This window comes from Gordonia hydrophobica NBRC 16057 (genome assembly GCF_001592365.1).
Classification (GTDB): Bacteria; Actinomycetota; Actinomycetes; order Mycobacteriales; family Mycobacteriaceae; genus Gordonia; species Gordonia hydrophobica.
Map to the genome: position 1 here is coordinate 275,676 of NZ_BCWU01000007.1, position 25,767 is coordinate 301,442.

The window sequence follows — 25,767 nt, forward strand, 5'->3', positions numbered from 1 at the left end:
CGGAACAGACAGTGCTGGACGAGCGTTCGCTCGCGATAGGTCAGATCCCTCCGAGTGCGCGGTCAAGAAGGTACGGGTCGTGCGCATTGACCAGCAGCAGATCCGGTTCCTCTGCACCCCACAGTTCCGTGAGACGTTGATGGTTGGCCTTGACCTGCGTCCAGTCGTAGGCCATCACCCGCTCCATCGCAGTCAGTGCCCGTGGCGCGGAGTGCGATCCGTCGAGTTGTCCACGGTGATAGAACGCGTCTCCGACATGCAGCACCCATCGGTTCCCGGCGTCAACGGCGACCGCGGCGTGACCACGACTGTGGCCGGGCAGGTTGATCAAAACGATGCCGGGCGCGATATCGGTGAGTTCCTCGGCGCTGGGGAACCCACGCCATCCTTCGCCCGCGGAGGGCAGATGCTCGACGAGCCTCGGCCCATGGGCGCGTTGGGCCGGAAGATATCGCCGGCGTTCCGTCATGGTGTCGGGGTGCCGCGCCGCGAGAGCCTCCGCGCTGGTGAGATGGACCTGAGCCCACGGGAAGTCCGACAGACCACCGGCATGGTCGGCATCGAAATGAGTGAGCACGATGTGGCGCACGTCCTCGGGCGCGAAGCCCAGAGCGTGGATCTGGGAGATCGCCGCTTCGGACTGATCGAAGTCTGGTCGGACGTAGAAACGCCCCGGGCCGAACCGCTCCCCCGGAAACTGGGCATCGAGCAGGCCCAGGCCCGAATCAACGAGGACGAGCCCGCAAGGCGCCTCGACCAGTAGGACATGGCAAACCAGGCCGCCCGGCGTCCCAGGTGGGTGCATGGTCCCGCAATTCAGATGATGGACCTTCATGTGCAGAACGCCCCGAAACGCTGACGCCGAGATGCGTGCATCGATGCCGCCTCCTTCATTTTTCCACAGCGTGGGATAATTGACAGATTAAATCCCCGCTGTGGAAAAATGCAAGAGTGGGATCCATGAGCGCCGCGTCGAACCCGACACCAAGACAGGTGCCGCCGACGGCACCCCGACGCGGTCGGCCGCTGAAGACGTCGACAGCACAACTCTCGCGCGATGCGATCCGCAAGGCGGCGCTGTCGGTGATCGACGACCAGGGCGTCGACGCCGTGACGATGCGCTCAGTCGGGCGCGTGCTCAAAGTGGATGCCAAGAGCCTTTACTACTACGTCGACGACAAGGACGACCTCCTCGACGCAGTCGCCGAGTACCTCCTCGAACAGCTCCGTCCGCCAGAATCGACCGACTCCATCACGCACGATCTCCGCGCCTGGGCGTACGAGTTCCGCCGAATCGCCGTCGCCCACCCCAAGGCCACGACATTGGTACTGACCCGTCAACTCTCGTCGACCGCGGGCCTCGCTCCGATCGAAGCAGCACTGGCGCTGCTCCGTCGCGTCGGGTGCGATACCGAGGAGGCCGTCCACCTGATGCGGACGCTGCTGGCGACGTTGATCGGAACATTGTTACGTGAGGCGTCGGCCGGACCGACGTTCGGAACAACCGACCCCGCAGGCATCGCCGAACGGCAACGGACGCTGGAGACGTCCGGATTCTCGGAGGTCGGCCGGGCTGCGCCCCATCTGGCACGGTTCGATCGACAACTCGAGTTCGAGTACGCCGTCGACATGATCATCCCCCTCATCACCACCCGCTTCACCCCTGTCCAGCCCCCATGCGCTGACGGTTAGGCACCACCATCCGATCACCGACCTCAACGGGTTCGATCACGTCGCGCTTCGTCACGCTCAGGAAGGCCACCAGGACCACGATGACCGTCAGGAAGATCGTCGAGGTCAGCGAGGTGCCGAGACCGAATCCGCCGCTGTCGCGCGGTTGTGACAGGAGGTCGCCGATGGACGCGCCGAGCGGGCGAGTCAGGACGTACGCCGCCCAGAAGGCGACGACGGCATTCAGGTGCAACTTCCAGTAGGCCAGCGCGATCGCCGCGATGACGGCGGCGAAGATCAGCAGGGAGACCACGTAGCCGAGGTTCAACTTCTCCGCCAGCAGATCACCCGCGGCGGTACCGAGCGCGAACGTGACCAGGATCGTCAGCCAGTAGAACGCTTCGCGGCGGCGCGTGGTGATCGTGTGGATCGACAAGGTCCGCTCGCTCAGGTACCAGCCGGCGAAGACGACCACCAGCGCGATCGCGAACACCGCCGTCGTCACCTGGAGCGGCACGCCGCGATTGTCGGTGAGGTTGTCGGTGATGAGGGTGCCCACCACGCTGATCAGCGCGACGGCCGGCCAGTAGACCCACGCCGTGTAGCCGCCCCGACTGAACTGGACCACCAGGACAGCGACCAGCAGCACCGCCATGAACAGCGTCGTCGCAGTCAGCCCCCAACCGAGCCGACCGTTGAGGTCGTCCGCATAGGTCTCGCCGACGGTGGTGGCCATGATCTTGATGGTCCAGAAATAGCCGGTGACCAGCGGCACGCGGACCAACGCACGTCGTCCGGCGTCGGACCACGCATGCCTGCCCGATGCCGGGGCCAGCCAGGTCGCTACTCCGGGCGAGAGACGATCGCTGAACCGTTCGAATACGGTCGTGACGATCCTCGGCACGAGCACCACCGCGACGACCGCCGTCGCCGCACCCACCACGCATCCGGCGATCACGTCGCTGAACCAATGAACGCCGAGGTACAGGCGCGTCCAGGCGACGAAGGCCGTCGTGACCACCCCCATGCTGACCGCCGCGACGCGCGCGGCACGACTGGCCCCGATGGTCCCGACCAGCGCAACCGAGACCACGAGTGCGGCCGTCCCGGTGACATGCCCCGACGGATACGACATCGCCGCCTCGTACGCCGGAATCTGATCGACGGCGGGCGGACGCGGACGCTCCACGATCACCTTGACCACTTCCGCGACGACACCCGCACCGGCCACCGCAGCGAGGACGGTGACGGCTCGGTGCACGCGGCGATCACGAAACAGCAGGTATGCGGCAGCGGCCAGGGCCCAGACCGGGACCAGCATGGGGCTGTACAGGTCGCTCAGCACTGAGACCGCCCGTGCCATGCCTGTGGCACGCGTACCCTCGACCGCGTTCAGCACGGCGCTGTCCAGTCCCGTCGGTCCGTGTCTCACGAACAGTCCGAACCCGACGACCATCACGATGAGCACGGAGTAGGCCAGTACCCATGACTTCTGATTCTGCTTCACCCCCACAGCGTGGCGATCAGTCGCTTACCGGAGCCTTAACCCTTCGTCGACGCCTGGCTCGTGCGGTGCGTCCGATGCGGAGCCGGCTGACTCTGCTCGCCACCGCGTTGGTGACGATCGCGCTCGTGATCGCAGGCGCCGTACTGATTCTGGTGCTGCACACCGTCCTCCTGAACAAGGCCGACGACGCTAATTCCGCGCGGGTGAGCACTATCGCGGAGGCACTCGCCGAACGCGGTCCGAGCGAACTCGACGACTCGTTGTTCAGCACCGATCAGAACGTCGACCTCGTACAGGTGGTCGACGCGTCCGGACAGGTCGTCCGCTCGAGTCGAGCCCGTCCCGGCGGTCCGCTCGGCGCCCCGTTGCAGCCGGGCCGACGCGTCGAGATCGACGGCGCCCAGTCCGCGCCGTCCGACGCCGAGTACCGCGCCACTCGGGTCGGCGTCCGTGCCGCCGACGGTACCGCGCTCACGGTGGAGGCCGGCACCGCCGAGGCGGGCATCAACACCCTCGTCCTGCTGGTCGCGGCGCTCTGCGCTGCGGTGTTCCCCCTCATCGTGGCCGCGATGGCGACGCTGACCTACTTCTTCGTCGGCCGTGCCCTGCGCCCGGTGGAACAGATCCGACGCCGTGTGTCCGAGATCAGCGCCGCCGATCTCGCCGATCTCGTCCCCGTTCCCGGGACCCGCGACGAGATCGAACTGCTGGCCCGAACCATGAACGCGATGCTGACCCGACTGAAGACCGCACAGACCACGCAACGACAATTCGTCGGCGACGCCTCGCACGAGCTCAACAGCCCGCTGACGTCGATCTACGGACTCCTCGATCTCGCCGATCACACCGGCGAGCCGATCGACGTCGAGACCGTGCGGACCCTGCTGCTGCCTGAGGCCGCACGCATGCGAACCCTGGTCGCCGACCTCGCGCTGCTGGCTCGCGGGGACGAGGGCGCGGCTCCGGTACGCCACGAACGGGTCGATCTCGAAGCACTCGTCACCGCCGAGGCGGACCTGGTCACGGCGACCCGGGCCGTCTCCGTGCACTGCACCACGGTGCCCGCGTTCGTCGACGGTGACGCCGCCCGCTTGGCGCGTGCCATCCGGAACTTGACCGACAACGCCGCCCGCTATGCGGCGAGTCGGCTGACGATCACGATGGCGTCCACCGCCGAGTCCGTCACGGTCGCCGTCAGCGACGACGGCCCCGGTGTCTCCGCGGCCGACCGCGAGCGCGTGTTCGATCGCTTCGTCCGCCTCGACGACGCCCGCGACCGGGCGGCCGGCGGGTCCGGGTTGGGCCTGGCGATCGTCGCCGAGATCGTGAACGCGCACAGCGGCTTGGTCGGCGTCGACGCCGCACCCGACGGCGGCGCTCGATTCTGGTTCAGTCTTCCGCTGGCACGATCCGATAGCCGACGCCCCTGACGGTCTCCAGCGACTTTCGTCCGAACGGTGCGTCGATGTGTTTTCGCAGGTGGTGAATATAGACCTCGACGACATTATCCGGGCCGTCGTAGTTCACATCCCACACCGATTCGAGGATCCGCTGTTTGGAGAGCGGCACCCCCGCGTGTCCCATCAACAGGTTGAGCAGCGCGAACTCCCGCGGCGACAGGTCGATCGGCGCGTCGCCGCGGTGCACGGTGTGTTTGGCGGGATCGAGTCGCAGATCACCGACTTCGAGCACCGTCGGACGTTCCGGTGCACCTCGCCGCACCAGCGCGCGTAGTCGTGCCACCAACACCGCCACCGAGAACGGCTTAGTCAGGTAGTCGTCAGCACCGAAGTCGAGGGCGTCCACCTGGTCGTACTCACCGTCCTTGGCGGTCAGCATCAGGATCGGCGTCCATACCCCGGCCTTGCGCAGGTCGCGCACCACCTCGTACCCGTTGCGGCCCGGCATCATGATGTCGAGGACGACGACGTCGAACGTCCCGGCGCATGCCTCGTCAAACCCGTCGATCCCGTTGTCGGCGACGGCGGCCGTCCATCCCTGGGCGGTCATCGTCCGGCGGACGGTCTCTGCGATGGCCGCGTCGTCGTCGACCACGAGGACTCTCATCTCGCCGATGATACGGACGACCGGACCGAACTACGCCCCGCATCTTGCGAGAACATCACTACGATGGTCGGCATGGCGTCCTCGCGCACCGACCGCATGCCCGCACTGTTCATCAGTCATGGAGCCCCGCCGTTGGTGGACGACGTTCGGTGGGTCGCCGAGTTGAAGCAACTCGCCGTCGATCTCCCGCGTCCCAAACAGATCCTCGTCGTGTCCGCGCACTGGGAGGCGGCGCCGCTGACGATCGGTTCCACCGATCCACGGGTGCCGCTCACCTACGACTTCTGGGGCTTCCCCGACCGGTTCTACGACACGGTGTACAACGCGCCCGGCGCCACGGCGCTCGCCGAGCAGATCGCCGCGCTGATGCCCGCCGGAGAGGTGCACCACGATGCGGAGCGCCGCCTCGACCACGGCGCCTACGTGCCGTTGACCGTGATGTACCCCGACGCCGACATTCCCGTGGTCCAGATGTCGATGCCGACGCTCGCACCCGACGCGCTGATGACGCTCGGCGCTCGCCTGACCGAACTCCGCGACGAGGGCGTCATGATCATCGGCTCCGGATTCACCACGCACGGGTTGCCCTACCTCACCGATCCCTCCCCCGATGCGGTGCCGCCGCAGTGGTCGGTGGAGTTCGACGAGTGGGCGCGGGAACGGTTCGACGCCGGCGACGTCGACGGTCTCCTCGACTTCGCACACCGGGCGCCCGGGATGCCGTACGCGCACCCGCGCACCGAGCACTTCGCTCCGCTGTTCGTGACACTGGGCGCCGCGACGGTCGCCGACGCCGTCCCCGAGCAGCCGATCGACGGCTTCTGGATGGGCCTCGCCAAGCGCAGCATCGTCGTGAACTGAGCAGGCGCTACACGAGCCATCCCAACCACAGGCCGAGCGCACAGGCGCCGACGGCGCCGAGCAGCGTGCCGACGCTGTAGATCACGCCGCGGCGGCTCTCCAGTCGGATCGCCTCGACCACGGCCGTCGAGAAGGTCGTGTACCCGCCGCAGAAGCCGGTGCCCACGACACTCGACCAATCGGGCGAGGCGCCGGCGAACATCACCAGTCCGGCGACGAAGCCGATCAGCAGGGCACCGGTCAGATTGATCAGGAACGTGGGACCGGGGAAGACGTCGGGCCACCGTCGGCGCACCGCGTCGTCGACCTGATACCTCGCCACCGCACCCGCGGCGCCTGCGACCACCGTCAGCAGAACGATCACGCCGGCTCCCCCTCCAACGGCAGCAGTCGGCGTGCTGCTTGTACCCCCGTCCAGGCAAGCAGTACGCCGACCACCACGCTGGTGACCGCGTATCCGATCGCCAGCGCGTAGTGCGCGCCTCGTCCGAGGAGACTGATCTCCAGGGCGAACGCGCTGTAGGTGGTGAGGGCTCCGCAGAATCCCGTACCACCGGCCAGGCGTGCACGACGACGCCAACCGTCATCGCCTCCCAGTCGCGCCAACCCCTCTAACAGCGCGCCGAGGATGAATGCCCCGACAAGGTTCACTACGAATGTCCCCCACGGCCACTGCCCGTCATGGGCGGGCCACGCCTGTTCCGCGCCCCAGCGCAGAGCAGTCCCAAACAACCCTCCGACGAACACCCAGGTGAATGTCGAGGCCTTTCCGAACTCACTCATCCGCGGCCCTTCCCAGTCCCATCCAGGAAAGCGTACGACTCGTCGCCGACCCCGCGCCGACCGACATATAGTGAAAACACGCTCGGCACGGAGGAGGCGTCATGTCCAGCTTCATCGACAAGATCAAGGGCAAGTTCGAAGCGGCCTCAGCCGCCATCGACAACGAACTGACCGTGCTCGAGGGTGCGGGCGGCGACGATCCGCTGTCCGATCACCCCGCCGACGACACCGACGACGCCGCGGAACCGTCCGCCTAGTTGTCGGTGAATCGTCGGACGACCACCCATCCGGCGATCAACGGCACACAGAGAACTCCCGCGAACACCGCGGTGAGGACCATCGGCTGCACGAACACGTCTCTACCGACTGCGCCCGTCGTACCGAAATAAAGAACGGCGACGGCGTAGAAGAGCGTCGTCGCGACAACCAACCTGCCGACGAGCCCTGTCTTCGGGCCGATCCGCACCGATGTGAGTTCTCGATTGAGCATGCTTCCATTGCACCCGGACCGATCGGCTCCGACCAAAAGCGCTTCGGAGAAATCGGCCGTCTACGCTGGTCACAGCCGTGAAGATTTTTTCCGGACCGGAGAAACGCGAGCGCGTCGACCCCGGTTTCGCACCCTATCTGCGGCTGAGTTCGCGCCCGATCCGGACCACCATCGCGTCGACGGCGAACTTCGGCTTCACATTCTTCTCGAGGGCGTCGCGGCAGTCCAGAACCGCCTCAATGCACCGCAGCAATTGCGCGGGTGACGCGTGCCGGGACATCGGGCCCGTCAGATCGCCCGCCTTGTCCGGGTGCATCAGCGTCACCTGTGCGCCCATCGCGAGCGTCAATCCGTCGCGGAAGAGCGCAGCGAGGTCCACCAGGGCACGGTCGAGCACGTCGCGCATCGTCCGGGTGCGCCGGGACTTCTGCCGCTTCTCGAGTTCCTTGACGGCGCCCGCCGTCCCGCGCGGCGGTCGTGCGGTGCCCTTGCCAGTTCCGCCCGCACCGAGCGCCGTCATGAGCTCTTCGGTCTCAACGGCATCGCGTTCGGCACTGATCGCAGCCGCCACATCGGTCGCCGTCTTGACGAGCTTCTCGGCGGCGGCGAACGCCGTCGAATCGCGCGTCGCGGCCCGGGCCAGGCCAAGCGCCTGATCGCGCTGATCGCGCGAGGCCTCATCGATCGCCAACCGCTTGGCGCGCCCGACGTGACCGCCGGACACCGACGCGGCCCACTCGGCACGGTCCGGTTCGATCCCGTCGCGGTCCACCAGGACGCGCGCGATGTCAGCCGCAGCGGGCGCCGTGAGGCCGGCGTGCCGACACCGCGACCGCAGAGTGATCGCGATGTCCTCCGGAGCCACCGACGGTGCGCACAGTAGGAAGATGGTGCGTTCCGGCGGTTCTTCGACGGCCTTCAGCAGCGCGTTCGCCCCCTGCTCGGTCAGCCGATCCGCGTCCTCCACGACGACGATCTGCCAGCGACCCGTCGTGGGGCGTCGCGCCGACAACTGCACGATGTCGCGGATCTGTTTGACGGAGATGGTGAGGCCCTCGGGGACGATGTGGCGCACGTCGCCGTGGGTGCCTGCGAGGACGGTGGTGCACGCGCGGCACTCTCCGCAGCCGACGACATCGGGCGACTGACACTGCAACGCTGCCGCGAAGCAGGTCGCCGCCACCGATCGGCCGCTTCCCGGCGGTCCGGTGAACAGCCACGCGTGGGTCATCGACTCCCGGACCGTGGTCTCCACGGCGTCGTCCGGTTGATCGGCGAACATCGAGACGGCGCCGTCGTCCGCTTCGTCCAGACGTGCGGCGACGGCTCGCGCAGACGTCGCCGCGACCAGGAGTTCGTCGAGCAGTCCGCGCTGTCCGATCATTCGGCTGAAGACATACGTCACATCAGCCAGACTAAAGCCCAGTTCAGACAAGCGGCGTCGAGAGGGGTGTTTAACAATTGCAAGCATCCCGCTACCTTGGATGACATGGTAAGACGACGGTCCGGCGTGTCGCGAGCAGCGCACACCGTGCGCTGGCTGGCGCATACGCCGTGGCCCGTCCTCGCCCTCGACATGCTGCGGGCCAACCTCGTCGGCGCGCTGTTCACGTTCGCATTCCTCCGCTTCGGAATGCCGAGTGCCGATGCCATCTCGCTCAGCGAGTTCGACGCACTGAACCAGTTCGCGTTCGGTGTTTACCTGTTGTTCGCGATCATCGTCGGCATCTACCTGACGATCAGACTGAGCATGCCGGTGCTGATCTGGCACCGACGCCGCAGTCGGCTCGACGACGAGGCCGCCCGAAAACGGGCGCTGCAACTGCCGACGCTGGTGACCGTGGTGAACCTCGGCCTGTGGACCGTGGGCGGTGTGCTGCTGGCCGCGATCAACCTCCGGCAGTCGGTCAAGGACTTCATCCTCGTCCTCCTCGCCAGTCTCATCGGTGCGTTGGTCACCGGGGTGCTGAGCTTCATGCAGGCCGAGAAGGTGCTACGGCCGATCACGGTCGCCGCCATGGCGAACGACCCCAACAGCGCCAACGCCCCGGGTATCGCGACGCGGATCACCGTGTTCTGGATCGTCAGCGTCGCCGTGCCACTCGTCGTCATCGGAGCCCTGATCGTCCTGCAGGAGACGGGCGTCGTCGACACCGACGCCGAGGGACTGCAGCGCGCCATCCTCTGGATGACGTGTGCCGCCATGGTCTTCGGACTGCTGGCGATCACCCGGTTGGTCCGCTCCATCACCGACCCGGTCAAGCAGATGCGCCTGGCGCTCAATCAGGTGAAGGCGGGCAACCTCAACGTCGCGGTGAAGATCTACGACGGCAACGACCTGGGGCTGCTGCAAGCGGGCTTCAACGACATGGTGGCCGACGTCCGCGAACGCCAGGAACTCCGCAACCTGTTCGGTCGCTACGTCGGCGAGGACGTCGCACGCCGGGCGATCGAGACCGGTACCGAGCTCGGCGGCGAGGAACGCTACGTCGGCGTGCTGTTCGTCGACATCGTCGGCTCCACCCGACTGGCCGTCAACCGGCCCCCGCGGGAGGTCGTGGAACTGCTCAACGACTTCTTCCAAGTGGTCGTCGACGTGGTCGGCAAGCACGGTGGTTTCGTCAACAAGTTCCAGGGCGACGCCGCGCTGGCGATTTTCGGCGCCCCGCTCGACCAAGACGACTTCTCCGGCGCCGCACTCGCCGCAGCCCGAGAACTGCGCGTCGAACTGGCCGACCGGCTCGGCGACGTCGACATGGGCATCGGCGTGTCCGCGGGCAAGGCCGTCGCCGGGCACATCGGGTCGGAGCAGCGACTCGAGTACACGGTCATCGGCGACCCGGTCAACGAGGCGGCACGCCTGACCGAACTCGCCAAGGACGAGCAGACGCGCGTTCTCGGTTCAGCGCGGGCCGTGTTCCTCGCCGGCGATGAGGAGGCCGCGCACTGGGAGATCGGCGAGGGCGTGGAGCTCCGCGGCCGCGGCATCGAGACTCTGCTGGCGCGTCCCGATCTGGACGTGGCCGAACCGACTCCCGACGTGGGATAGCGTCGCGCCGTCCGCGGTTCCGGCCCATCCACGCGTGAGGCGTCGGTCCCCGCTCATTGTCGAACACTGCGCGGGAATCGACGCTTCAGGCGGGACCCCAGATCGTTAGTCGGCGGGCTTCGGCGGCGCGGTCTTCTTCGCCGCCGTGGTCTTGGCCGCAGTCTTCTTCGTCGCGGTCGTCTTCTTGGCCGCCGCGGTCGTCTTCTTCGCGGCCGTGGTCTTCTTCGCCGCTGTCTTCTTCGCGGCCGTCGTCTTCTTCGCCGCTGTCTTCTTGGCAGTGGTCTTCTTGGCGGTCTTCTTCGCCGCCTTCTTGGCCGGGCCGCGGGCACGACGTTCCGCCAACAACTCCATCGCGCGGTCGGGCGTGATGGTGGCGACCTCATCGCCCTTGCGGAGGCTGGCGTTGGTCTCGCCGTCGGTGACGTACGGGCCGAAGCGGCCGTCCTTGATCACCATCGGCTTGTCGCTCACGGAGTCGTTGCCGAGCTCGCGCAGCGGCGGGGCGGCCGCGGCACGACCGCGCCGCTTCGGCTCCGAGTAGATCTTGAGCGCTTCCTCGAGCGTCACGCTGAACAGCTGATCCTCGCTGGTCAACGACCGCGAGTCCGTGCCCTTCTTCAGGTACGGCCCGTACCGGCCGTTCTGCGCGGTGATCTCCTCGTTGCTCTCCGGATCCACGCCGACGACGCGCGGCAGCGACAACAGCTTCAGCGCCTCCTCGAGCGTGACCGTCGAGATGTCCATGCTCTTGAACAGCGAGCCCGTGCGCGGTTTGGGACCGGCCTTCTTGGCCACCTTCTTCGCGGTCTTCTTGGCGGTCTTCTTCGCGGTGGTGGTCGACGTCGCAGTCGCCACTCCGCCACCGGTCGGCACCTCGTCGAGCGCGACGACGTCCTCGCCGCCCGCGCCGCCGTCCTTCGGCGTCGGCCCGGCCGGGATCGTCGGCACCGGTGCGGAGGGCCCCGGATCCTCGTCGTCCTTGTCGTCGTCCTCGGCGGGCAGCAGTTCGGTCACGTAGGGACCGAAGCGGCCCTCCTTGGCGACGATCTGGTTGCCGCTCACCGGGTCCACACCGAGGACGCGGCCCTCCTGCGGGGTGGCGAACAGCTTCTCGGCGACCTCCAACGTCAACTCGTCCGGCGTCATCTCGGACGGGAGGTTGGCCCGCTTCAGGTCCGGTTCGGCATCCGGCCCGGCGACGTTGCGCTCCAGGTACGGCCCGTAGCGGCCGACACGCACCAGGACCGGCCGGCCCTCGGCGTCGTCGAACAGCTTGATCGAGTTCACCTCGCGGGCGTCGATGCCCTCGAGGTTCACCCCGACCAGCTTCTTCAGTCCGCCCGCACGGGCCATGGCGCCGGCAGCATCGTCGTCTCCGGAGTTCGGAGCATCGCTCTCGGTGTCGGCGCCGAAGTAGAACTGGGTGAGCCAGCGGGTGCGGTCCTCGTTGCCCGACGCGATCTCGTCGAGGTCGTCTTCCAGCGAGGCGGTGAAATCGTAGTCGACGAGACTGTTGAAGTAGCCCTCCAGCAGACCGACGACGGCGAACGCGATCCACGACGGAACCAGCGCACTGCCCTTCTTCACGACGTAACCGCGGTCCTGGATGGTGCCGATGATCGATGCGTACGTCGACGGGCGGCCGATGCCCAACTCTTCGAGCGTCTTGACCAGCGATGCCTCGGTGTAGCGCGCGGGCGGATTGGTGGAGTGCCCGTCGGCGGTGAGCGACGCGGCTGTCAGCGCCTGTCCCTCGCGGAGGTTGGGCAACCGGTTCTCGGCGTCGTCGGCCTGACCGCCTGCGAGCGCGTCGACGGTCTCGACGTAGGCCGACAGGAAGCCCGGGAAGGTGATGGTGCGGCCCGACGAGGCGAACGTGACCTCTTCGCCGGTCGACGCGCGGCCACCGATCCGCAGGCTCATGGTGGTGCCGCGGGCATCGGCCATCTGCGAGGCGACGGTCCGCTGCCAGATCAGCTCGTACAGGCGGAACTCGTCGGTGTTCAGCGCCGACGCGACCTGGCCCGGCGTCCGGAACGAGTCGCCCGCCGGCCGGATCGCCTCGTGCGCCTCCTGCGCATTCTTCACCTTGCGGGTGTACTGACGCGGCGTCGGGTGGACGAAGTCGTCCCCGTAGAGCTGGCGCGCCTGGTTGCGCGCGGCGGTGATGGCCGACTCGCTCAGCGTGGTCGAGTCGGTACGCATGTAGGTGATGTAGCCGTTCTCGTACAGCTTCTGCGCGATGCGCATGGTGCGGTCCGACGAGAATCGCAGTTTGCGACCGGCCTCCTGCTGGAGGGTCGACGTCATGAACGGCGCGTACGGGCGGCGGGTGTAGGGTTTCTCCTCCACCGAGGTGACGGTGAGCGACGCCCCTTCGAGGCCCGCTGCCAGCGCCGTCGCACGCGCCTGGTCGAGGACGGCCACACCGCTGGACTTCTTCAGGCGCCCGTCGGGGCCGAAATCGCGGCCCGTGGCCACCCGGTCGTCCCCGATGTTCACCAGGCGGGAGTTGAAGGTGCGCGGCGACGCCTGCGCGCCGGCGTCGAGCACCGCGGCGATGTCCCAGTAGTCCGCGGAGACGAACGCCATGCGCTCGCGCTCACGCTCGACGATGATGCGGGTCGCCACCGACTGCACGCGGCCCGCCGACAGCTTCGGCATGACCTTCTTCCACAGCACCGGCGACACTTCGTAGCCGTACAGGCGGTCGAGGATGCGGCGGGTCTCCTGCGCGTCGACCATCGGCATGTCGAGCTCGCGGGGATTCTCGGCGGCCGCGCGGATCGCCGACTCGGTGATCTCGTGGAACACCATCCGCTTGACCGGGATCTTCGGCTTCAGGGTCTCGAGGAGGTGCCACGCGATGGCCTCCCCCTCGCGGTCACCGTCCGTGGCGAGGTAGAGCTCGTCGACGTCGCGCATCAGCGACTTGAGTTCGGTGACCGTCGACTTCTTATCGGCCGAGACCACGTACAGGGGTTCGAAGCCGTCGTCGACGTTGACCCCGAGTCGCGCCCACGGCTGCCCCTTGTACTTGGCAGGCACGTCGGCCGCACCGCGGGGAAGGTCGCGGATGTGTCCGCGCGACGATTCGACGACGTAGTTCCCGCCGAGATAGCCCGCGATCTTGCGGGCTTTGGTCGGCGACTCGACGATGACGAGACGCCGGACGGCGGGTGATGCGTTGTCGGTGGCGGCCACGGGTGCCCTTCGGTTCGAAGTATTGCTGCTCGATGCCGTTGTACCTTATATAACGTGTGTTCTGCACGTCACCCCAGATTGTGGAGGTAGGCCGTTAGTCCCGATCACACATCGGTGGCCAGACGCTCGCGAACACCGTCGGACCCGAGATCCGAGCCCGTGCGCGACCGTCGATCAGCCGACCGGCCACTCCCCGGCGGGCGCACCGTCGGGCGCGATTCCCACCGTCTCCGCCAGTCGCGTGATGCGTTTGCGGCTCGAGATCCGCAACCCCGGACTGCCTCCGCGGGTCCCGACGAGTGTCGGCGCGATCCCCGTGCGCATCAACGACGTCGAGAGCGGCGCGTACGTGTCCGGCGCCGTGGGATCGAGACCGAGGACGTAGTGTGCGCCGTCGGCACGACCGCCGGCGAGCGTCCACAGCCGTAGCGCGTGCGGGGTGGGCGTCCACCCCTCCGGCACCGCCTTTACCGCCCCCGTGGTCCACGCTCGGTGCAGCGCCGTGATCCGCGGATTGGCTTCCGTGCGCGCGATGGGATGTCCTTCTTCGGACTCGACGATCTCCGCTTCCAGTCCGGCCTCGCGGATCTCGTCGCAGATCTCGTCGGCGCGCCACTGCTCGGCGACGACCACCGACACCCGGGCGCCCCAACTGGTGTGAACCGACTGACCCTGTGCCGCAAGCAGTCCAGCGAGGTCCGCAATGGCTGGATCCTCGATCTCCGCAGAGAACAGCGACATCTGACTCACCGGTTCATCGTACGACCTCAAGGTGACAGTTCGGTCTCCACCGCCGGGGCGACCGCGCCGTCGGTCGGCGTGCCGCACCGCGTCCGACGGCCGCACCCCGACTCGAGACGAAAATGACCGAACTCCCGGCCGCATCGCGGTCCGGGAGTCCGGTGAAGTCTTTAGTCGAACCCTGACGGGTTCAGTGGAGACTTAGAGGGCGTGAACGCCGGTGGCCTGCGGGCCCTTGGTGCCCTGACCGACCTCGAACTCCACGCGCTGGTCCTCTTCCAGGGTACGGAAGCCGTTGCCCTGGATCTCGGAGTAGTGGACGAAAACGTCGGCGTCGCCGTCGTCAGGCGCGATGAATCCGAAGCCCTTCTCCGCGTTGAACCACTTCACAGTTCCCTGTGCCATTTACTGCATTCCTTTACATTGCATTGCATCTCCCGCCGCAACGGAGCCGCGCCGGGGGTCTGTTCCGACCGCCATACTTCAACGAGCCTCGCCGGATGGCGATGGAACTAACTGCAGTACACCGGCCGCAACGAACTTCGCCTGGGCGAAGCTTGCGACCACCACTAGCTAAGCATGTTCGAGCCCGCAATGACACCCCTGCACGGCAGGTCGCCTACCGACACGCCGATTAGGGCCCTTGGTCCCTGCGTATCATGGGGGATTCGGGAGCTTCGAAATCAGCAAGGCAGGACGCGAAACACCATGGGGCAGGCCACATACGGCAGCGAACTGCTGGGCCGCACCCTCGCCGGCGTCCCCGACGACGCGAGCCCGCTGACACACATGGCGGTGATCGATTCACGGTCGGCGCAATTCACCGACTGGCCCGACTGGGTGCACCCGGCCGTCCGCGACGCCGTCGTCGAGCACGGCGTCCAGCGGCCCTGGCGACACCAGTCCGACGCCGCGACGCTCGCCGCCGAGGGCAGGCACGTCTGCATCTGCACCGGGACGGCGTCGGGCAAGTCACTCGCCTACCAGCTGCCGGTCCTCACCGCCTTCGCCCGCGACCCCAACACGACGGCGCTGTACTTGTCGCCGACCAAGGCGCTCGGCACCGATCAGCTCCGTTCGGTGGCCCAGTTGATCGCCGGGCGCAGCGAGTTCTCCCATCTCGCGCCGTCGTCGTACGACGGCGACACCGACTCCGATCTGCGGCAGTGGGCGCGCATGCACTCGCGGTGGATCTTCACCAACCCGGACATGCTGCAGATCGGCATCACCTCAACGCACCCGCGGTGGCGCGCGTTCTTCGCCAAGCTCAAGTACATCGTCGTCGACGAATGCCATCACTACCGCGGGGTCTTCGGCTCGCACACCGCGCTCGTCCTGCAGCGCACTCTGCGGATCGCCCGCAAGTACGGTGCCGATCCGGTGGTCATCGGCGCCAGTGCGACGGTGTCGAATCCCGCTCAGGCGCTGTCGCGGCTCATCGGCGAGGACGTCGTCGCGGTCACCGAGGACGCCTCTCCGCACGGCGCGCGGACCGTCGCCCTGTGGGAGCCGGGTTTCCTCGACGAGGCCAAAGGCGAGAACGACGCACCGGTCCGACGCTCTGCGGGGTCGGAGGCCGCCCGACTGCTGGCCGACTTCGTCATCGAGGGCGCCCGCACCCTCTGCTTCGTCCGCAGTCGTCGCGGCGTCGAGTTGACCGCCGTCCGCGCCAAGCAGATCCTCGCCGAGTCGGCACCCGAGCTGGTCCCCCGCGTCGCCGCGTACCGCGCCGGGTATCTGGCCGACGACCGCCGCACGTTGGAGCACGCGATCTCCGACGGCGAACTGCTCGGCGTCGCCACCACCAACGCGCTCGAGCTCGGCGTCGACATCTCCGGGCTCGACGCCGTCGTCGTCGCCGGATATCCGGGCACGGTCGCGTCGTTCTGGCAGCAGGCCGGTCGTGCCGGTCGCCGCGGCGAGGGCTCGATCGTGGTGATGGTGGCGCGCGACGATCCCCTCGACACCTATCTCGTGCACCACCCCGATGCGCTGTTGAAACGGTCCGTCGAGGCGACGGTCACCGACCCGACCAACCCCTATGTGCTGGCGCCGCACATGCTGTGCGCCGCGGCCGAGTTCCCGCTCACCGAGGAAGAGGTCGTCGCCTTTCACGCGCAGCAGGTGGTCGCCGACCTGACCGCCGAGGGAAAGCTCAAGCGGCGCAAGGCGGGCTGGTATGCGGCGGCCGGGCTCGATCCGCACGGCGACATCGACATCCGCGGCGGAATCGGCGGCCAGATACTCATCGTCGACGCCACCACCTCCCGCCTGCTCGGCACCGTCGACACCGCTCGCGCGATGACGTCGGTCTATCCCGGCGCCGTGTACCTGCACCAGGGCGAGAGCTTCGTGATCGACGAACTCGACCTCGACGACGGCCTCGCACTCGCCCACCCCGAAGAGCCCGACTGGACCACCTCGGCGCGTGAGGTCAGCGACGTCACGATCATCGCGACGCACGATCAGCGCGTGTTCGGGCCGCTGACCGTGGCCAGCGTCTCCGTCGAAGTCACCAACCAGGTGGTCGGGTTCCTCCGCAAGGCGCTCTCCGGCGAGATCCTGGACTCGGTGCCGCTCGATCTCCCCGAGCACACGCTTACCACCCGCGCGGTGATGTACACGCTGACGCCCGAGGCGATGATCGATGCGGGCATCGCCCTCGACAAGTTCCCCGGCGCCCTGCACGCCGCCGAGCACGCCGCCATCGGGATGCTCGGTTTGGTCGCCACCTGCGATCGCTGGGACATCGGCGGACTCTCGAGCGCACTGCATCCGGGCACCGGCCTCCCGACCGTGTTCGTCTACGACGGCTACCCCGGCGGTGCGGGTTTCGCCGATCGCGGCTACGAGGCGTTCACCGACTGGATCTCCGCCACCGACGTCGCCGTCTCCTCCTGCGGCTGCACCGCGGGCTGCCCGTCGTGCGTCCAGTCCCCGAAGTGCGGCAACGGCAACGAACCGCTCGACAAGGAGCATGCCGTCACACTGCTCCGGTTGATCAGCCGCCTGCACGCGTGAGAACGCCACGGCCTCAGGCCTGCCCCGGCCCCACCGGTCCGGCTCGCGCGACCGCCGTCGCGTCGTGAACCCCGAACCTCCCCAGCCGAACCGCCACCGCGATCCGCACCTGCACGTCGCCGCCGTCGACGGTGCAGCCGACGACCCGCGGCGCTCCCTCCTGTTCCGCCGCGAGTCGTCGTGCCGTCTCACACCCGGCACCGGTGCCCGTCAGCAACGCGGACGCCCCCGCCAGCGCCGAGAGATCGGCGGCGGACTGCGCGCGATGCCGAGCCAGCACGGCTCCGCCCAGATACAGCATCGCCACCAGCAGGATCGCCAACCCCGCGATCACGCCGGCCCCGGCCACCGTCGAGAAGCCCGCGTCATTCGACTCCGGTCGGCTCGCGCGCGGCGACCGCTCGCGCCGACACCCGCACCAGCGGAAGCAGTGGAACGTCCGCGGACACCACGACCACCACCTGGTTCGCGTCATCGTGCACCTCGATCCCCGCACCCCGCGGCGCGACCGCCGCGCCCACCCTGCGCGCCGACTCGTCGCCCGCCGCCGTCAACCGCGCCACTTCGCGGGCGGCGTCCGTGCAGCGGATCTGCACCGACACTCCCCCGACTGCTCCGACCCCGATCAGCAGGAACGCCGCGATCGCCGCCATCGCATAGGCCGCCTCCACGGTGACCATCCCCGACTCGTCGCGCCGCAGTCGGCGCACGAACCCGAGGACCCCGCTGCTCACGGCTCATCCCGTCGTGGTGCTGAGCGCCTTGCTGATGATCCCCGTCAACGCACTCACCACCGAATCGCCCGTCACCACGGTGTAGAGCAGTGCGCCGAAGGCTGCGGCCGCGATCGTTCCGATGGCGTACTCCGCCGTCGACATGCCCTCCTCATCGGTCGCGAGCCGCATCGTGAGATCGCCGATCTCCTTGCAGCGCTGCCTCATCGCTTCTCCGATAACCATGACGTCCCCCTGACATCCGAACTCACCCTTGCGGTGCTTGCCCTACTTAGACGCAGCGCGCGGCGGTTCGGTTCCGCAGACGGCGCGTCGGCGTGTCGCGACGAGGGCGCTGCACCGTGTTCGGCTCGGCGTCGAAGCGGACCACGTCACAACCCGACCAACAGATCTGAGGCCAGCCCGACCACCACCGGCACGATGCCCAGGCAGACGAACGCCGGGAGAAAGCACAGTCCCAGCGGACCGCTGATCTTGACTCCTGCACGCTCGGCGGCCTCCAGCGCCGTGTTCTCCGCCCGACGGCGGGTGCCGTCGGCGAAGCCGGAGATCGCCTCGGCCAAAGCGGCTCCCGCGCGGGAGGCGCGGCGGATCAACGCTGCCAGATCGGCGAAGTCCCGATCGTCGGAGTCTTGCGTCGCCCACGCGCGCTCGGGATCGGCGCCGAGAGCGAGGAGGTCGGCGGCGCGCGTGAACGATCTCCGCAACGTCGGCGGGGAGACGTGGGCGGCGACGCGTGCCGCGGTACCGACCGGAAGGCCGGCTCGCAGGCAGACGGCAAGGGTGTCGTACCCTGCGGCGAGGTCGAACGGATCCGGATCGTCCGGCGCATCCGGAGCAACGGCACCCGCGTCGGACCCGCCGAGGGCACGACGCAGGACCCAGTTCGGCGCCGGCCACACGAGGAGCGCGATCGCGACAAGGATCAGTGCGACACTCATCCCGACACCGCCCTGTCCGTGATCCGCCCGGCCCAGAGCACGCCACCGACCGAGAGCCCGGTACCGATCACGAGCAGAATCCCGCCCAAGGACGAGTTCAGCAGCACCCCGACCGGTCCGGCGCCCATCGCCTCCCCGAGCAGGATCCCGAGCAGCGGGAGCCCGGCGAGCACCCCGGCGGTGGCCCGCGGGCCGGCCAGGCCGGCGCGGGTCCGCGCGGCGAAGTCCTGTCTGGCAACCAGATCGCTGCGGAGCGCCGCAAGCATGTCGCCGATCGGCAGGCCGTGCTGCAACGACGTCGCCCAGGCTTCCGCAAGCCGTCGGACCACCTGGGCCTCGGACAACGCGGCGCCGGGGTCGCCGCCGAGTTCGGCGCGAGCGGCCAGGCGTGACAGCTCTGCCCCCACCGGACCGCCGCCTCCGGCCGACACCAGTTCCGCCGCCGCGACCCGGCACGCCTGCACCACCGGTGCGCCGACAGACAGTTCGGCACCCATCACCGCCAATGCTGCGATCACGTCGCCCACGTCCCGCTCGGCGGCGGCCGCGATCCGTGCTCGACGCCGCTGCCGGGCCACGAGTCCGGCGACCATGAGCGCCGCGAGCGCAGGCGCGGGCCCGAACAGGATCGCCGCGGCCACCGGTCCCGCCCACACCGCTTTCCACGGATCCCAGGCCGAGCCGTTCCGCTCGCCAGCGTGGCCAGTCAGTCGCGACAGCCGCCGCTGCGGCTCCGGAAGCGGCCACAGCACCACGATCCCCGCCAGCGCCACCAGCAGTGCGGCGACGATCATCGACGTTCCCGAATCAGTTGGTCCAGCCGGTCACGCCGGTCGGTGAATCCCGATGCCCGCCGCCAGACCGGAACCACCGCCACCATCCCCGTCTCCCCGCGTTCGACGAGGCCGATCTCGCTGAGCCCGCGGGCCCCGGTCCGACCGCGAGCGACGCCGAGGATGACCTGAATCGCGGGACCCAACTGGCTATGAAGCGCGGCGCGCTCCATCCCGCCGAGCGCGGCGAGCGCCTCCATCCGGGCGGGGACCTCGGCGATCGAGTTCGCGTGCAGGGTGCCCGCACATCCGTCATGACCGGTGTTGAGCGCGGTCAGCAGGTCGATGACCTCCGCGCCGCGCACCTCACCGACGACGATGCGGTCGGGGCGCATCCGTAACGCCTGTCGGACCAGCGTCCGCACCGTCACCTCGCCCACCCCTTCCACGTTGGCGGCGCGCGCGACCATCCGGACCACGTGCGGGTGGCTCGGGTCCAGTTCCGGGGCGTCCTCCACCAGCAGCATGCGGTCGCGGTGGTCCACCAGGCCGAGCAGGCTCCCCAGCACGGTGGTCTTTCCGGCGCCTGTCCCGCCCACCACCAGAAACGCGAGTTTGGCGGCCACCACCGCCTCGACCGTCTCCGCGATCTCCACCGGTATCGAGTCGCTGTCGACCAGGCTCGGAAAACTGTGCACGGCGCCGCGAAGCACGCGCAGTGAGATGCACGTTCCGTCCGGCGCCAGCGGCGGAATCAGCGCGTGCAGTCGCACCTGCACCCCGGCGCGCCCCACGCCGGCGAGCCGCCCGTCCACCCACGGCTGGGCGTCGTCGAGGCGTCTGCCCGCGCTCAAGGCGAGGCGCGATGCCAGCCGGCGGACGCCCGCCTCGTCGTCGAACACCACGTCGGTCAGCTCCAGACCGTCGCCGCGATCGACCCACACCCGATCCGGTCCCACCACCAGGACATCGGTGACCGCCGGGTCGGCGAGCAGGCCTTCCAGCCGTCCGACGCCGACCATCTCGGTCTGCAGATAGCGCAATGCAGCGAGCAGATCGGTGTCACCGAGGAGTCCGCCCGACTCGGCGCGAATGGCCGCGGCGATCACATCCGGCGGCGGCGCCGCGGCCGTCCCCGCGGAGTCGGCGGCCAGTCGCTGTCGGACGCGGTCGAGCAGTTCCGGATTCACGGGCGTCATCGCGCACCGATTCCGGCCCGCTCGCACACGATCTCGGCGGCCCGCGTCAACGACGAGAATCGACGCAGCGTCAGCCCTCCGGACTCGCACCGGGCCGCGAGCCCGCCGTCGGGCCGGAGGTGTCCGAGCAACGGAAGACCGACCGCGCCTGCCACCTGCTCCGGTCGCAACCCGCTCGGCGACGGCCCGCGAACCACCAGCACGGCGTCGCGGCCGTCGAGCAGTCGGGCGACCGTCCTGCGGGAGGCGGCCACCGCGGGCACGGTCGCCGCTGTCACCACGACCGTCAGATCGACCGAGTCGAGGACGCCGGCCGCCACCGGACCCGGTTCTCTCCCCACATCCGCGACCACCACGTCACCGGCGCCTCGACTGGCGTCCACGACCGCCAGCACCGTCTCCGGCCGCAGGGCCGATGCGTCGTCGCGTGCACCACAGAGCACCCCGACGCCACGGGTCCGCGGAACGGCCGTGCGCAGTGCTGCACCGCCGATGGCGCCGGTCTCACCGTTGACGTCGGGCCACCGCAGCCCCGACTCCGCCTCGATCCCGAGCAGCAGATCGGCACCGGCGCCCGCCTGGTCGACGTCCAGCAGCAGCACCGGCGACGTCCGCGCCGCCACCAGCGCGACGCCGGCCGCCAGCGTGCTGGCACCCGCTCCGCCGTGCCCGGGGACCACCGCGACCGCGCCCGCGGGATGTCGTCTCGGTTCTCGGACCCGGCTCAGTGCAGCGACCAGGCCGCCCTCCTCGTCGGGCAGGACGAACCCGCCGTCCGCGCCGAGCACGAGACCCGACCGCCACGCCACGCCGTCGTCGTCCGGCGCAGAGATCACGAACAGCCCGGATCTGCGCGGCAGCCCGGAGTCGCGAACTACCGACAACGACGCCGCATCGGCCACCACGGCGGCCGCGCGCAGCCACTGATGTCGGCACCGCGCCGCGTCGCAGACCACCACCGTGTATCCCGCAGCCGCACTGCAGCGTGCGAGGTCGTCATGGAACTCTTCTCCCGCCAGAACCAGCAGCACATCCCCCATGCCTCGAGAGTGCGCCGCCCGACCGGATCAGGAAAGTCCGTTATCCACAGGTTCCGGCATGGTGTCCACAGCGGATCAGGACTGTCCGGTGAACGGCGGCACGAACTCGCACGGAACCGACACCGGATGGTCCGGGTCGAGTGCGTTGAGGGCGAAGTACGCCGCTCTGCGCGACCCTGCGATGGCCAGGTGATCGCTGTAGTCCTCGGCGCAGGTGTCCTGCACGACGATGTTCTTCACCTGCTCGCCTGCCCGTCCACGCACGTAGCCCGCGGTGTAGGGGACGACGAGCTCGTCGTACCGGGTCATGATGTTGGTGTAGGCGACACCCTTGACGTATGGGCTGCCGCCGCGCCAGATCTTCGCATTCATGCTCGACCCGGGCAGCATGCCGCCGCAGCCGACACACATCGGCAGCCGAATGTCGCCGAGCAGTCTGCCGAATTCGTTCATCTGCGGCGTGATGGACCCGGTGCCCTTCCACAGCGGGGCCAGCGAGACGTAGTTCGTGACCTTGTCCGCACCGCCGAGGTACTTCAGGTAATACGTCGGCATGTAGGTGCCCTGCGAGTGCCCGATCAGGTCGACGGTGCGCGCCCCGGTCGCCGCACGCACGCGCCTGACGAACGCAGCGAGTTGTGCGGCGCTGACGTCGATCCGATCCATGCCGCCGACCGCGGTGAAGGGCCACGGCAGCCCGCGGAGCGCCCCGTAGGTGAGGGCGAAGACGCAGTACCCGCGGTTCTTCAGCATCGGTACGTACGAGCCCCAGTTGGTGGTCTTGGCTCCGCCGGTGCCGTGAACCAGGATCACCGGTCGGGGATGCTCGGCCGTCGGCTTGCAGGAGAAGTCGTTGGAGCCGGGCAGGGAGCCGCCGGGATGTTGCAGCTCGTACGGGATGCCGCCGAAGAAGTTGTAGTTCTCCGGCAGTTCGGGGTCGGCCCGCGCGGGAGCGATGACAGTCAGCACCCCCAACAGGACCGCAGAGAAGGTGACGACCAGACGCCCGATGTTCTTCATGCCAGAGATCCCCCGAGTAGACGCACAGCGACGACGCCGCGGTCTGCGTGTCATCAGATCGTATGAACCTACGGCGTAGACCCCGCCAAGGTGAGACAATCATAAAAATGAGTCTCTGATGACGTGAATTCAGTCGCGAGTCAAGGCGCAGAAATAGGGACGACCCCGGCCAGGGGGGAGGAGGCCGGGGTCATCAGCGTTTCAGCCCCGGGGGGTCGGGCTGAAAGCTACCGGTGTGAACCGGATATCTACAAGCTACACGCGTCCGCGCGAACATTGCAATACCAACTATCTGGCCCGCAGTGTTCGCTCCGTCACACTCTCCCACAATACCCGCGGTAGTCGTAGGGTTTGCACTGTGACTTCGACGTCATCGACCCCCATCGCCGCGTTCTTCGACCTCGACAAGACCGTCATCGCGCGCTCGAGCGCACTGATCTTCACCCGCCCGTTCTTCGACGGCGGGCTGCTGACCAGGCGCGCGATGTTCAAGTCAGCGATCGCACAGTTGCAGTTCCTCCTGACCTCCGCCGAGGCCGACCAAGTGGAGCGGTTGCGCAAGCACGTCACCGACATGTGCCGAGGATGGAATGCCGCCCAGGTCCGCGAGATCGTGTCGGAGACCCTGGAGGACGTCGTGCGGCCGACGATCTTCGCCGAAGCGGCCGACCTGATCGCCGAGCACAAGAGCGCAGGCCACGATATCGTGCTGATCTCCGCCTCCGGCCTCGAGATGGTGGAGCCGATCGGAGAGTTGCTCGGCGCCGACTACGTTCGCGCGAGCATCATGCACATCGAGGACGGCCACTACTCGGGCGAGCTCGACTTCTATTGCTATGGCGAGGACAAGGCCGTCGCGATGCGCACCCTCGCCGGCGAGCACGGCTACCGCCTCGACGACTGCTACGCCTATTCCGATTCCAGCACCGACCTGCCGATGCTGACCGTGGTGGGCCACCCCGCCGTGGTCAATCCCGACAAGACGCTGCGCCACCATGCCGCCGAAAAAGGTTGGGAGATCTTCGATTTCCCGAATCCCATGCCGACCCCGGCATGGGCCTCGAAACCCTTACTGGCGTGTACTGCGTTGTGCGCCACAGGTATCGGCGCGGCGGCTGCCATCGCCGTCATCCATTCGATGCGTCACGGCAAAAGCAGCAGGTCAGAGGCCGCCTAAGATTTTTCGCAAAGGGCTTGCTGTGATGACCGTCACCGTGTAGAAATGAGTTACGGAACCCCGGACGGCAAAGCTTCTACCGGAAGAGAAGGCAGAAGCCCCCGGATCGGAAAGTTCCCAGCACGGGCGGCAAGCATCCCACGCGGAGCGCGCCGCATTGGCAGAAGTGTTGTGCGCTTGCGATATTGCGGGCGTCATTCGCGACTCGCGCTGGTCCTACGCCATCCTTCGAGTCACGACGAGATGTCGGCTTTCCCTCGCCTAGGCGATCCCACAACCCACATATGCACGCATTGGTCGTTTACGTCCGTGCTTGCGGGCGGCAGTCCGAACCGGTTCTCCGGTCGGGAGGCCGCCCGCATATATGTGTGGGGTGGGTCAGTTGCCTGTGGGTTGGTCAGCCGCGCGCGGCGTCAGCGATCGACTTCGCCTCTTCTGCACCGGTGACGAATGCTTCGCAACAGAGGATGATCCAGGCGGCGAGCGCCTCGGGATCGCCGGTCGCGAAGTTCGCCGACAGTTCCCGATACTCGCCCAGCCGCTTGTACCAGGCCAGCTCCGGCACGCAGAGCAGGTGCGGATCCAGGCCCGTGGTCGCGGACACCAGACGCGAGGCGGCGCGCGCGACCACGCCGTTGCCCTGGTCGAAGGGCGCCAGCACCAATAGATCGCCGTGCACGACGGCGGCCAGCACCGGTGCGGGCACCGACGTCGCGCCGGTGATCAGCTCTCCCAAGAACTGCAGGCGCTGCGCGATGTGCGGCTCCGACCGCGGCCGACCGAGCGCGTCGCGGTCGTCGACCAGGTCCGATGCAGCGAGCATGTGCAGACGCGCCAGATACTGCGATGGTGCGCGGCGGAACACGGCGACGGCGCTGTCGATCAGGTCGCCGTCGAGCGTCTGCGCGACACGAATCGACCCGGCCGCGATCGGATCGCCCAGATCTTCCCGAGAGATGTCGGTGGACGCGCCGTCGATCGCTGCCGACAGTCGACCGGCGCGCCACGACGCTTCGCGCGACGTCTTGTCCCACTGCCGCAGGTTGATCGGATGCCGATGGGCCGCGCTCACCGCGTCGCGGGCCCGGTCGGAGGCGTCACGGACGCCGGGGAGGTCGAGCAACGGTGCCAGCGGATCTTCACTCACACCTGGCCACGATAGTCGTCCGTCTGTCGCGCCCGAACGACCGCTCGTCGCGCGAGGGTCACGCGCGACCGCTCCTGCTACGCGCTTGCAACGTGTGGTGACTACCCTCACAAAGGATGTTGCACCGAGGGATGTTGCACCGAGCCTCAGGCGACACCTGATCGCGTCTACAACCGACCAGTGCGGCAGTTCGACTAAGAAAGGCAGACCAACGAATGACCGAAGCCAGCAAGGTGTACCCGCCCTCCGCAGAGTTCGCCGCGAATGCCAATGCGTCAGCCGACATCTACGATCGCGCCGCGGCCGATCCGCTCGCGTTCTGGGCGCAGCAGGCGCAGCGCC

At 68.2% G+C, this 25,767-nt stretch carries 26 protein-coding genes; 7 read left to right on the top strand and 19 right to left on the bottom strand.

Annotated features, from left to right (window positions below):
- Positions 1 to 40 precede the first annotated feature (40 nt).
- On the bottom strand, positions 41 to 835 hold the full coding sequence (locus GH2_RS13870; protein ID WP_066169128.1) for an MBL fold metallo-hydrolase: 795 nt from the start codon (positions 833 to 835) through the stop codon (positions 41 to 43).
- 125 nt (positions 836 to 960) lie between these two features.
- On the opposite strand from GH2_RS13870, the gene GH2_RS13875 reads away from it, so the two are divergent.
- Positions 961 to 1,692 (top strand): TetR/AcrR family transcriptional regulator, encoded by a 732-nt coding sequence (locus tag GH2_RS13875; RefSeq protein ID WP_066169130.1) that lies wholly within the window; start codon positions 961 to 963, stop codon positions 1,690 to 1,692.
- Here GH2_RS13875 and GH2_RS22180 read toward each other — a convergent pair.
- Positions 1,658 to 3,178 (bottom strand): phosphatase PAP2 family protein, encoded by a 1,521-nt coding sequence (locus tag GH2_RS22180; protein ID WP_084247490.1) that lies wholly within the window; start codon positions 3,176 to 3,178, stop codon positions 1,658 to 1,660. The two genes, GH2_RS13875 and GH2_RS22180, sit on opposite strands and share 35 nt — an antisense overlap.
- A 74-nt stretch (positions 3,179 to 3,252) precedes the next feature.
- Here GH2_RS22180 and GH2_RS13885 point away from each other — a divergent pair, with 74 nt between their 5' ends.
- Positions 3,253 to 4,608, top strand: a complete 1,356-nt coding sequence (locus GH2_RS13885; RefSeq protein WP_239588881.1) for a sensor histidine kinase — start codon at positions 3,253 to 3,255, stop codon at positions 4,606 to 4,608.
- Here GH2_RS13885 and GH2_RS13890 read toward each other — a convergent pair.
- Positions 4,568 to 5,245, bottom strand: coding sequence for a response regulator transcription factor (locus tag GH2_RS13890; protein ID WP_066169134.1), 678 nt, complete (start codon positions 5,243 to 5,245; stop codon positions 4,568 to 4,570). The genes GH2_RS13885 and GH2_RS13890 overlap by 41 nt on opposite strands.
- Before the next feature lie 72 nt (positions 5,246 to 5,317).
- Between GH2_RS13890 and GH2_RS13895 the strand changes: the two genes are divergently transcribed.
- Entirely contained in the window at positions 5,318 to 6,106 is a 789-nt protein-coding gene (locus GH2_RS13895) for a dioxygenase family protein (RefSeq protein WP_066169231.1), read from the top strand.
- Positions 6,107 to 6,113: 7 nt separating this feature from the next.
- Here the strand turns inward: GH2_RS13895 and GH2_RS13900 are convergent, their stop codons facing one another.
- Together GH2_RS13900 and GH2_RS13905 are read right to left on the bottom strand one after the other, a co-directional pair.
- Entirely contained in the window at positions 6,114 to 6,470 is a 357-nt protein-coding gene (locus tag GH2_RS13900) for a fluoride efflux transporter FluC (protein WP_066169136.1), read from the bottom strand.
- Positions 6,467 to 6,889 carry a fluoride efflux transporter FluC gene (locus tag GH2_RS13905; protein ID WP_066169139.1) on the bottom strand — a complete coding sequence of 141 codons (423 nt, stop codon included), beginning with the start codon at positions 6,887 to 6,889 and terminating at the stop codon, positions 6,467 to 6,469. Before GH2_RS13905 ends, GH2_RS13900 begins: the two co-directional genes overlap by 4 nt.
- A 101-nt stretch (positions 6,890 to 6,990) precedes the next feature.
- Here GH2_RS13905 and GH2_RS21770 point away from each other — a divergent pair, with 101 nt between their 5' ends.
- Complete coding sequence (locus tag GH2_RS21770; protein ID WP_169802457.1) at positions 6,991 to 7,146, top strand: hypothetical protein; 156 nt, start codon at positions 6,991 to 6,993, stop codon at positions 7,144 to 7,146.
- Here GH2_RS21770 and GH2_RS13910 read toward each other — a convergent pair.
- Positions 7,143 to 7,379: a hypothetical protein gene (locus tag GH2_RS13910; protein WP_066169142.1), complete on the bottom strand. Its 237-nt coding sequence runs from the start codon at positions 7,377 to 7,379 to the stop codon at positions 7,143 to 7,145. The genes GH2_RS21770 and GH2_RS13910 overlap by 4 nt on opposite strands.
- A 133-nt stretch (positions 7,380 to 7,512) precedes the next feature.
- Entirely contained in the window at positions 7,513 to 8,784 is a 1,272-nt protein-coding gene (locus GH2_RS13915; protein WP_066169144.1) for a DNA polymerase III subunit delta', read from the bottom strand.
- Between the two features lie 84 nt (positions 8,785 to 8,868).
- Here GH2_RS13915 and GH2_RS13920 point away from each other — a divergent pair, with 84 nt between their 5' ends.
- Entirely contained in the window at positions 8,869 to 10,428 is a 1,560-nt protein-coding gene (locus GH2_RS13920) for an adenylate/guanylate cyclase domain-containing protein (RefSeq protein WP_066169146.1), read from the top strand.
- A 105-nt stretch (positions 10,429 to 10,533) separates the two neighbouring features.
- Here the strand turns inward: GH2_RS13920 and topA are convergent, their stop codons facing one another.
- The 3 genes from topA to GH2_RS13935 form a co-directional block, all read right to left on the bottom strand.
- A complete protein-coding gene (topA, locus tag GH2_RS13925) occupies positions 10,534 to 13,632 on the bottom strand; it encodes a type I DNA topoisomerase (protein WP_066169148.1) in 3,099 nt (1,032 codons plus the stop codon).
- 174 nt (positions 13,633 to 13,806) lie between these two features.
- On the bottom strand, positions 13,807 to 14,382 hold the full coding sequence (locus GH2_RS13930; protein WP_066169150.1) for a hypothetical protein: 576 nt from the start codon (positions 14,380 to 14,382) through the stop codon (positions 13,807 to 13,809).
- Between the two features lie 192 nt (positions 14,383 to 14,574).
- A complete protein-coding gene (locus GH2_RS13935; RefSeq protein WP_009679429.1) occupies positions 14,575 to 14,778 on the bottom strand; it encodes a cold-shock protein in 204 nt (67 codons plus the stop codon).
- A 303-nt stretch (positions 14,779 to 15,081) separates the two neighbouring features.
- Between GH2_RS13935 and GH2_RS13940 the strand changes: the two genes are divergently transcribed.
- Positions 15,082 to 17,394, top strand: coding sequence for a DEAD/DEAH box helicase (locus tag GH2_RS13940; protein ID WP_066169151.1), 2,313 nt, complete (start codon positions 15,082 to 15,084; stop codon positions 17,392 to 17,394).
- A gap of 13 nt (positions 17,395 to 17,407) precedes the next feature.
- Here GH2_RS13940 and GH2_RS13945 read toward each other — a convergent pair whose 3' ends face one another.
- From GH2_RS13945 to GH2_RS13980, 8 genes are all read right to left on the bottom strand, one after another.
- Complete coding sequence (locus GH2_RS13945; RefSeq protein ID WP_084247491.1) at positions 17,408 to 17,869, bottom strand: Rv3654c family TadE-like protein; 462 nt, start codon at positions 17,867 to 17,869, stop codon at positions 17,408 to 17,410.
- Positions 17,760 to 18,074, bottom strand: coding sequence for a TadE family type IV pilus minor pilin (locus GH2_RS13950; protein WP_066169233.1), 315 nt, complete (start codon positions 18,072 to 18,074; stop codon positions 17,760 to 17,762). Before GH2_RS13950 ends, GH2_RS13945 begins: the two co-directional genes overlap by 110 nt.
- Positions 18,075 to 18,131: 57 nt before the next feature.
- The gene (locus GH2_RS13955; protein ID WP_066169155.1) at positions 18,132 to 18,335 is read right to left on the bottom strand and encodes a DUF4244 domain-containing protein; all 204 of its coding nucleotides are present in this window, start codon (positions 18,333 to 18,335) and stop codon (positions 18,132 to 18,134) included.
- Positions 18,336 to 18,499: 164 nt separating this feature from the next.
- Complete coding sequence (locus tag GH2_RS13960; RefSeq protein WP_066169157.1) at positions 18,500 to 19,069, bottom strand: type II secretion system F family protein; 570 nt, start codon at positions 19,067 to 19,069, stop codon at positions 18,500 to 18,502.
- On the bottom strand, positions 19,066 to 19,863 hold the full coding sequence (locus GH2_RS13965) for a type II secretion system F family protein (RefSeq protein ID WP_066169159.1): 798 nt from the start codon (positions 19,861 to 19,863) through the stop codon (positions 19,066 to 19,068). Before GH2_RS13965 ends, GH2_RS13960 begins: the two co-directional genes overlap by 4 nt.
- Positions 19,860 to 21,041, bottom strand: coding sequence for a TadA family conjugal transfer-associated ATPase (locus tag GH2_RS13970; protein WP_066169235.1), 1,182 nt, complete (start codon positions 21,039 to 21,041; stop codon positions 19,860 to 19,862). The genes GH2_RS13965 and GH2_RS13970 overlap by 4 nt, the downstream gene beginning before the upstream one ends.
- Entirely contained in the window at positions 21,038 to 22,081 is a 1,044-nt protein-coding gene (ssd, locus tag GH2_RS13975; protein ID WP_066169161.1) for a septum site-determining protein Ssd, read from the bottom strand. The genes GH2_RS13970 and ssd overlap by 4 nt, the downstream gene beginning before the upstream one ends.
- A 75-nt stretch (positions 22,082 to 22,156) precedes the next feature.
- On the bottom strand, positions 22,157 to 23,101 hold the full coding sequence (locus GH2_RS13980) for an esterase/lipase family protein (protein ID WP_066169163.1): 945 nt from the start codon (positions 23,099 to 23,101) through the stop codon (positions 22,157 to 22,159).
- Positions 23,102 to 23,459: 358 nt separating this feature from the next.
- Between GH2_RS13980 and GH2_RS13985 the strand changes: the two genes are divergently transcribed.
- On the top strand, positions 23,460 to 24,278 hold the full coding sequence (locus GH2_RS13985) for an HAD family hydrolase (protein ID WP_066169164.1): 819 nt from the start codon (positions 23,460 to 23,462) through the stop codon (positions 24,276 to 24,278).
- A 397-nt stretch (positions 24,279 to 24,675) separates the two neighbouring features.
- Here GH2_RS13985 and GH2_RS13990 read toward each other — a convergent pair whose 3' ends face one another.
- A complete protein-coding gene (locus GH2_RS13990) occupies positions 24,676 to 25,425 on the bottom strand; it encodes a Fic family protein (RefSeq protein WP_066169167.1) in 750 nt (249 codons plus the stop codon).
- Between the last annotated feature and the right edge of the window lie 342 nt (positions 25,426 to 25,767).

What these genes read in the sequence shown, in the direction of transcription:
- GH2_RS13870 (WP_066169128.1), bottom strand. Translation starts at nt 835, where the DNA reads ATGAAGGTCCATCATCTGAATTGCGGGACCATGCACCCACCTGGGACG.
- GH2_RS13875 (WP_066169130.1), top strand. Translation starts at nt 961, where the DNA reads ATGAGCGCCGCGTCGAACCCGACACCAAGACAGGTGCCGCCGACGGCA.
- GH2_RS13885 (WP_239588881.1), top strand. Translation starts at nt 3,253, where the DNA reads ATGCGGAGCCGGCTGACTCTGCTCGCCACCGCGTTGGTGACGATCGCG.
- GH2_RS13890 (WP_066169134.1), bottom strand. Translation starts at nt 5,245, where the DNA reads ATGAGAGTCCTCGTGGTCGACGACGACGCGGCCATCGCAGAGACCGTC.
- GH2_RS13895 (WP_066169231.1), top strand. Translation starts at nt 5,318, where the DNA reads ATGGCGTCCTCGCGCACCGACCGCATGCCCGCACTGTTCATCAGTCAT.
- GH2_RS13905 (WP_066169139.1), bottom strand. Translation starts at nt 6,889, where the DNA reads ATGAGTGAGTTCGGAAAGGCCTCGACATTCACCTGGGTGTTCGTCGGA.
- GH2_RS21770 (WP_169802457.1), top strand. Translation starts at nt 6,991, where the DNA reads ATGTCCAGCTTCATCGACAAGATCAAGGGCAAGTTCGAAGCGGCCTCA.
- GH2_RS13910 (WP_066169142.1), bottom strand. Translation starts at nt 7,379, where the DNA reads ATGCTCAATCGAGAACTCACATCGGTGCGGATCGGCCCGAAGACAGGG.
- GH2_RS13920 (WP_066169146.1), top strand. Translation starts at nt 8,869, where the DNA reads ATGGTAAGACGACGGTCCGGCGTGTCGCGAGCAGCGCACACCGTGCGC.
- GH2_RS13935 (WP_009679429.1), bottom strand. Translation starts at nt 14,778, where the DNA reads ATGGCACAGGGAACTGTGAAGTGGTTCAACGCGGAGAAGGGCTTCGGA.
- GH2_RS13940 (WP_066169151.1), top strand. Translation starts at nt 15,082, where the DNA reads ATGGGGCAGGCCACATACGGCAGCGAACTGCTGGGCCGCACCCTCGCC.
- GH2_RS13945 (WP_084247491.1), bottom strand. Translation starts at nt 17,869, where the DNA reads ATGACGCGAACCAGGTGGTGGTCGTGGTGTCCGCGGACGTTCCACTGC.
- GH2_RS13950 (WP_066169233.1), bottom strand. Translation starts at nt 18,074, where the DNA reads ATGGTCACCGTGGAGGCGGCCTATGCGATGGCGGCGATCGCGGCGTTC.
- GH2_RS13955 (WP_066169155.1), bottom strand. Translation starts at nt 18,335, where the DNA reads ATGAGGCAGCGCTGCAAGGAGATCGGCGATCTCACGATGCGGCTCGCG.
- GH2_RS13960 (WP_066169157.1), bottom strand. Translation starts at nt 19,069, where the DNA reads ATGAGTGTCGCACTGATCCTTGTCGCGATCGCGCTCCTCGTGTGGCCG.
- GH2_RS13965 (WP_066169159.1), bottom strand. Translation starts at nt 19,863, where the DNA reads ATGATCGTCGCCGCACTGCTGGTGGCGCTGGCGGGGATCGTGGTGCTG.
- GH2_RS13970 (WP_066169235.1), bottom strand. Translation starts at nt 21,041, where the DNA reads ATGACGCCCGTGAATCCGGAACTGCTCGACCGCGTCCGACAGCGACTG.
- ssd (WP_066169161.1), bottom strand. Translation starts at nt 22,081, where the DNA reads ATGGGGGATGTGCTGCTGGTTCTGGCGGGAGAAGAGTTCCATGACGAC.
- GH2_RS13980 (WP_066169163.1), bottom strand. Translation starts at nt 23,101, where the DNA reads ATGAAGAACATCGGGCGTCTGGTCGTCACCTTCTCTGCGGTCCTGTTG.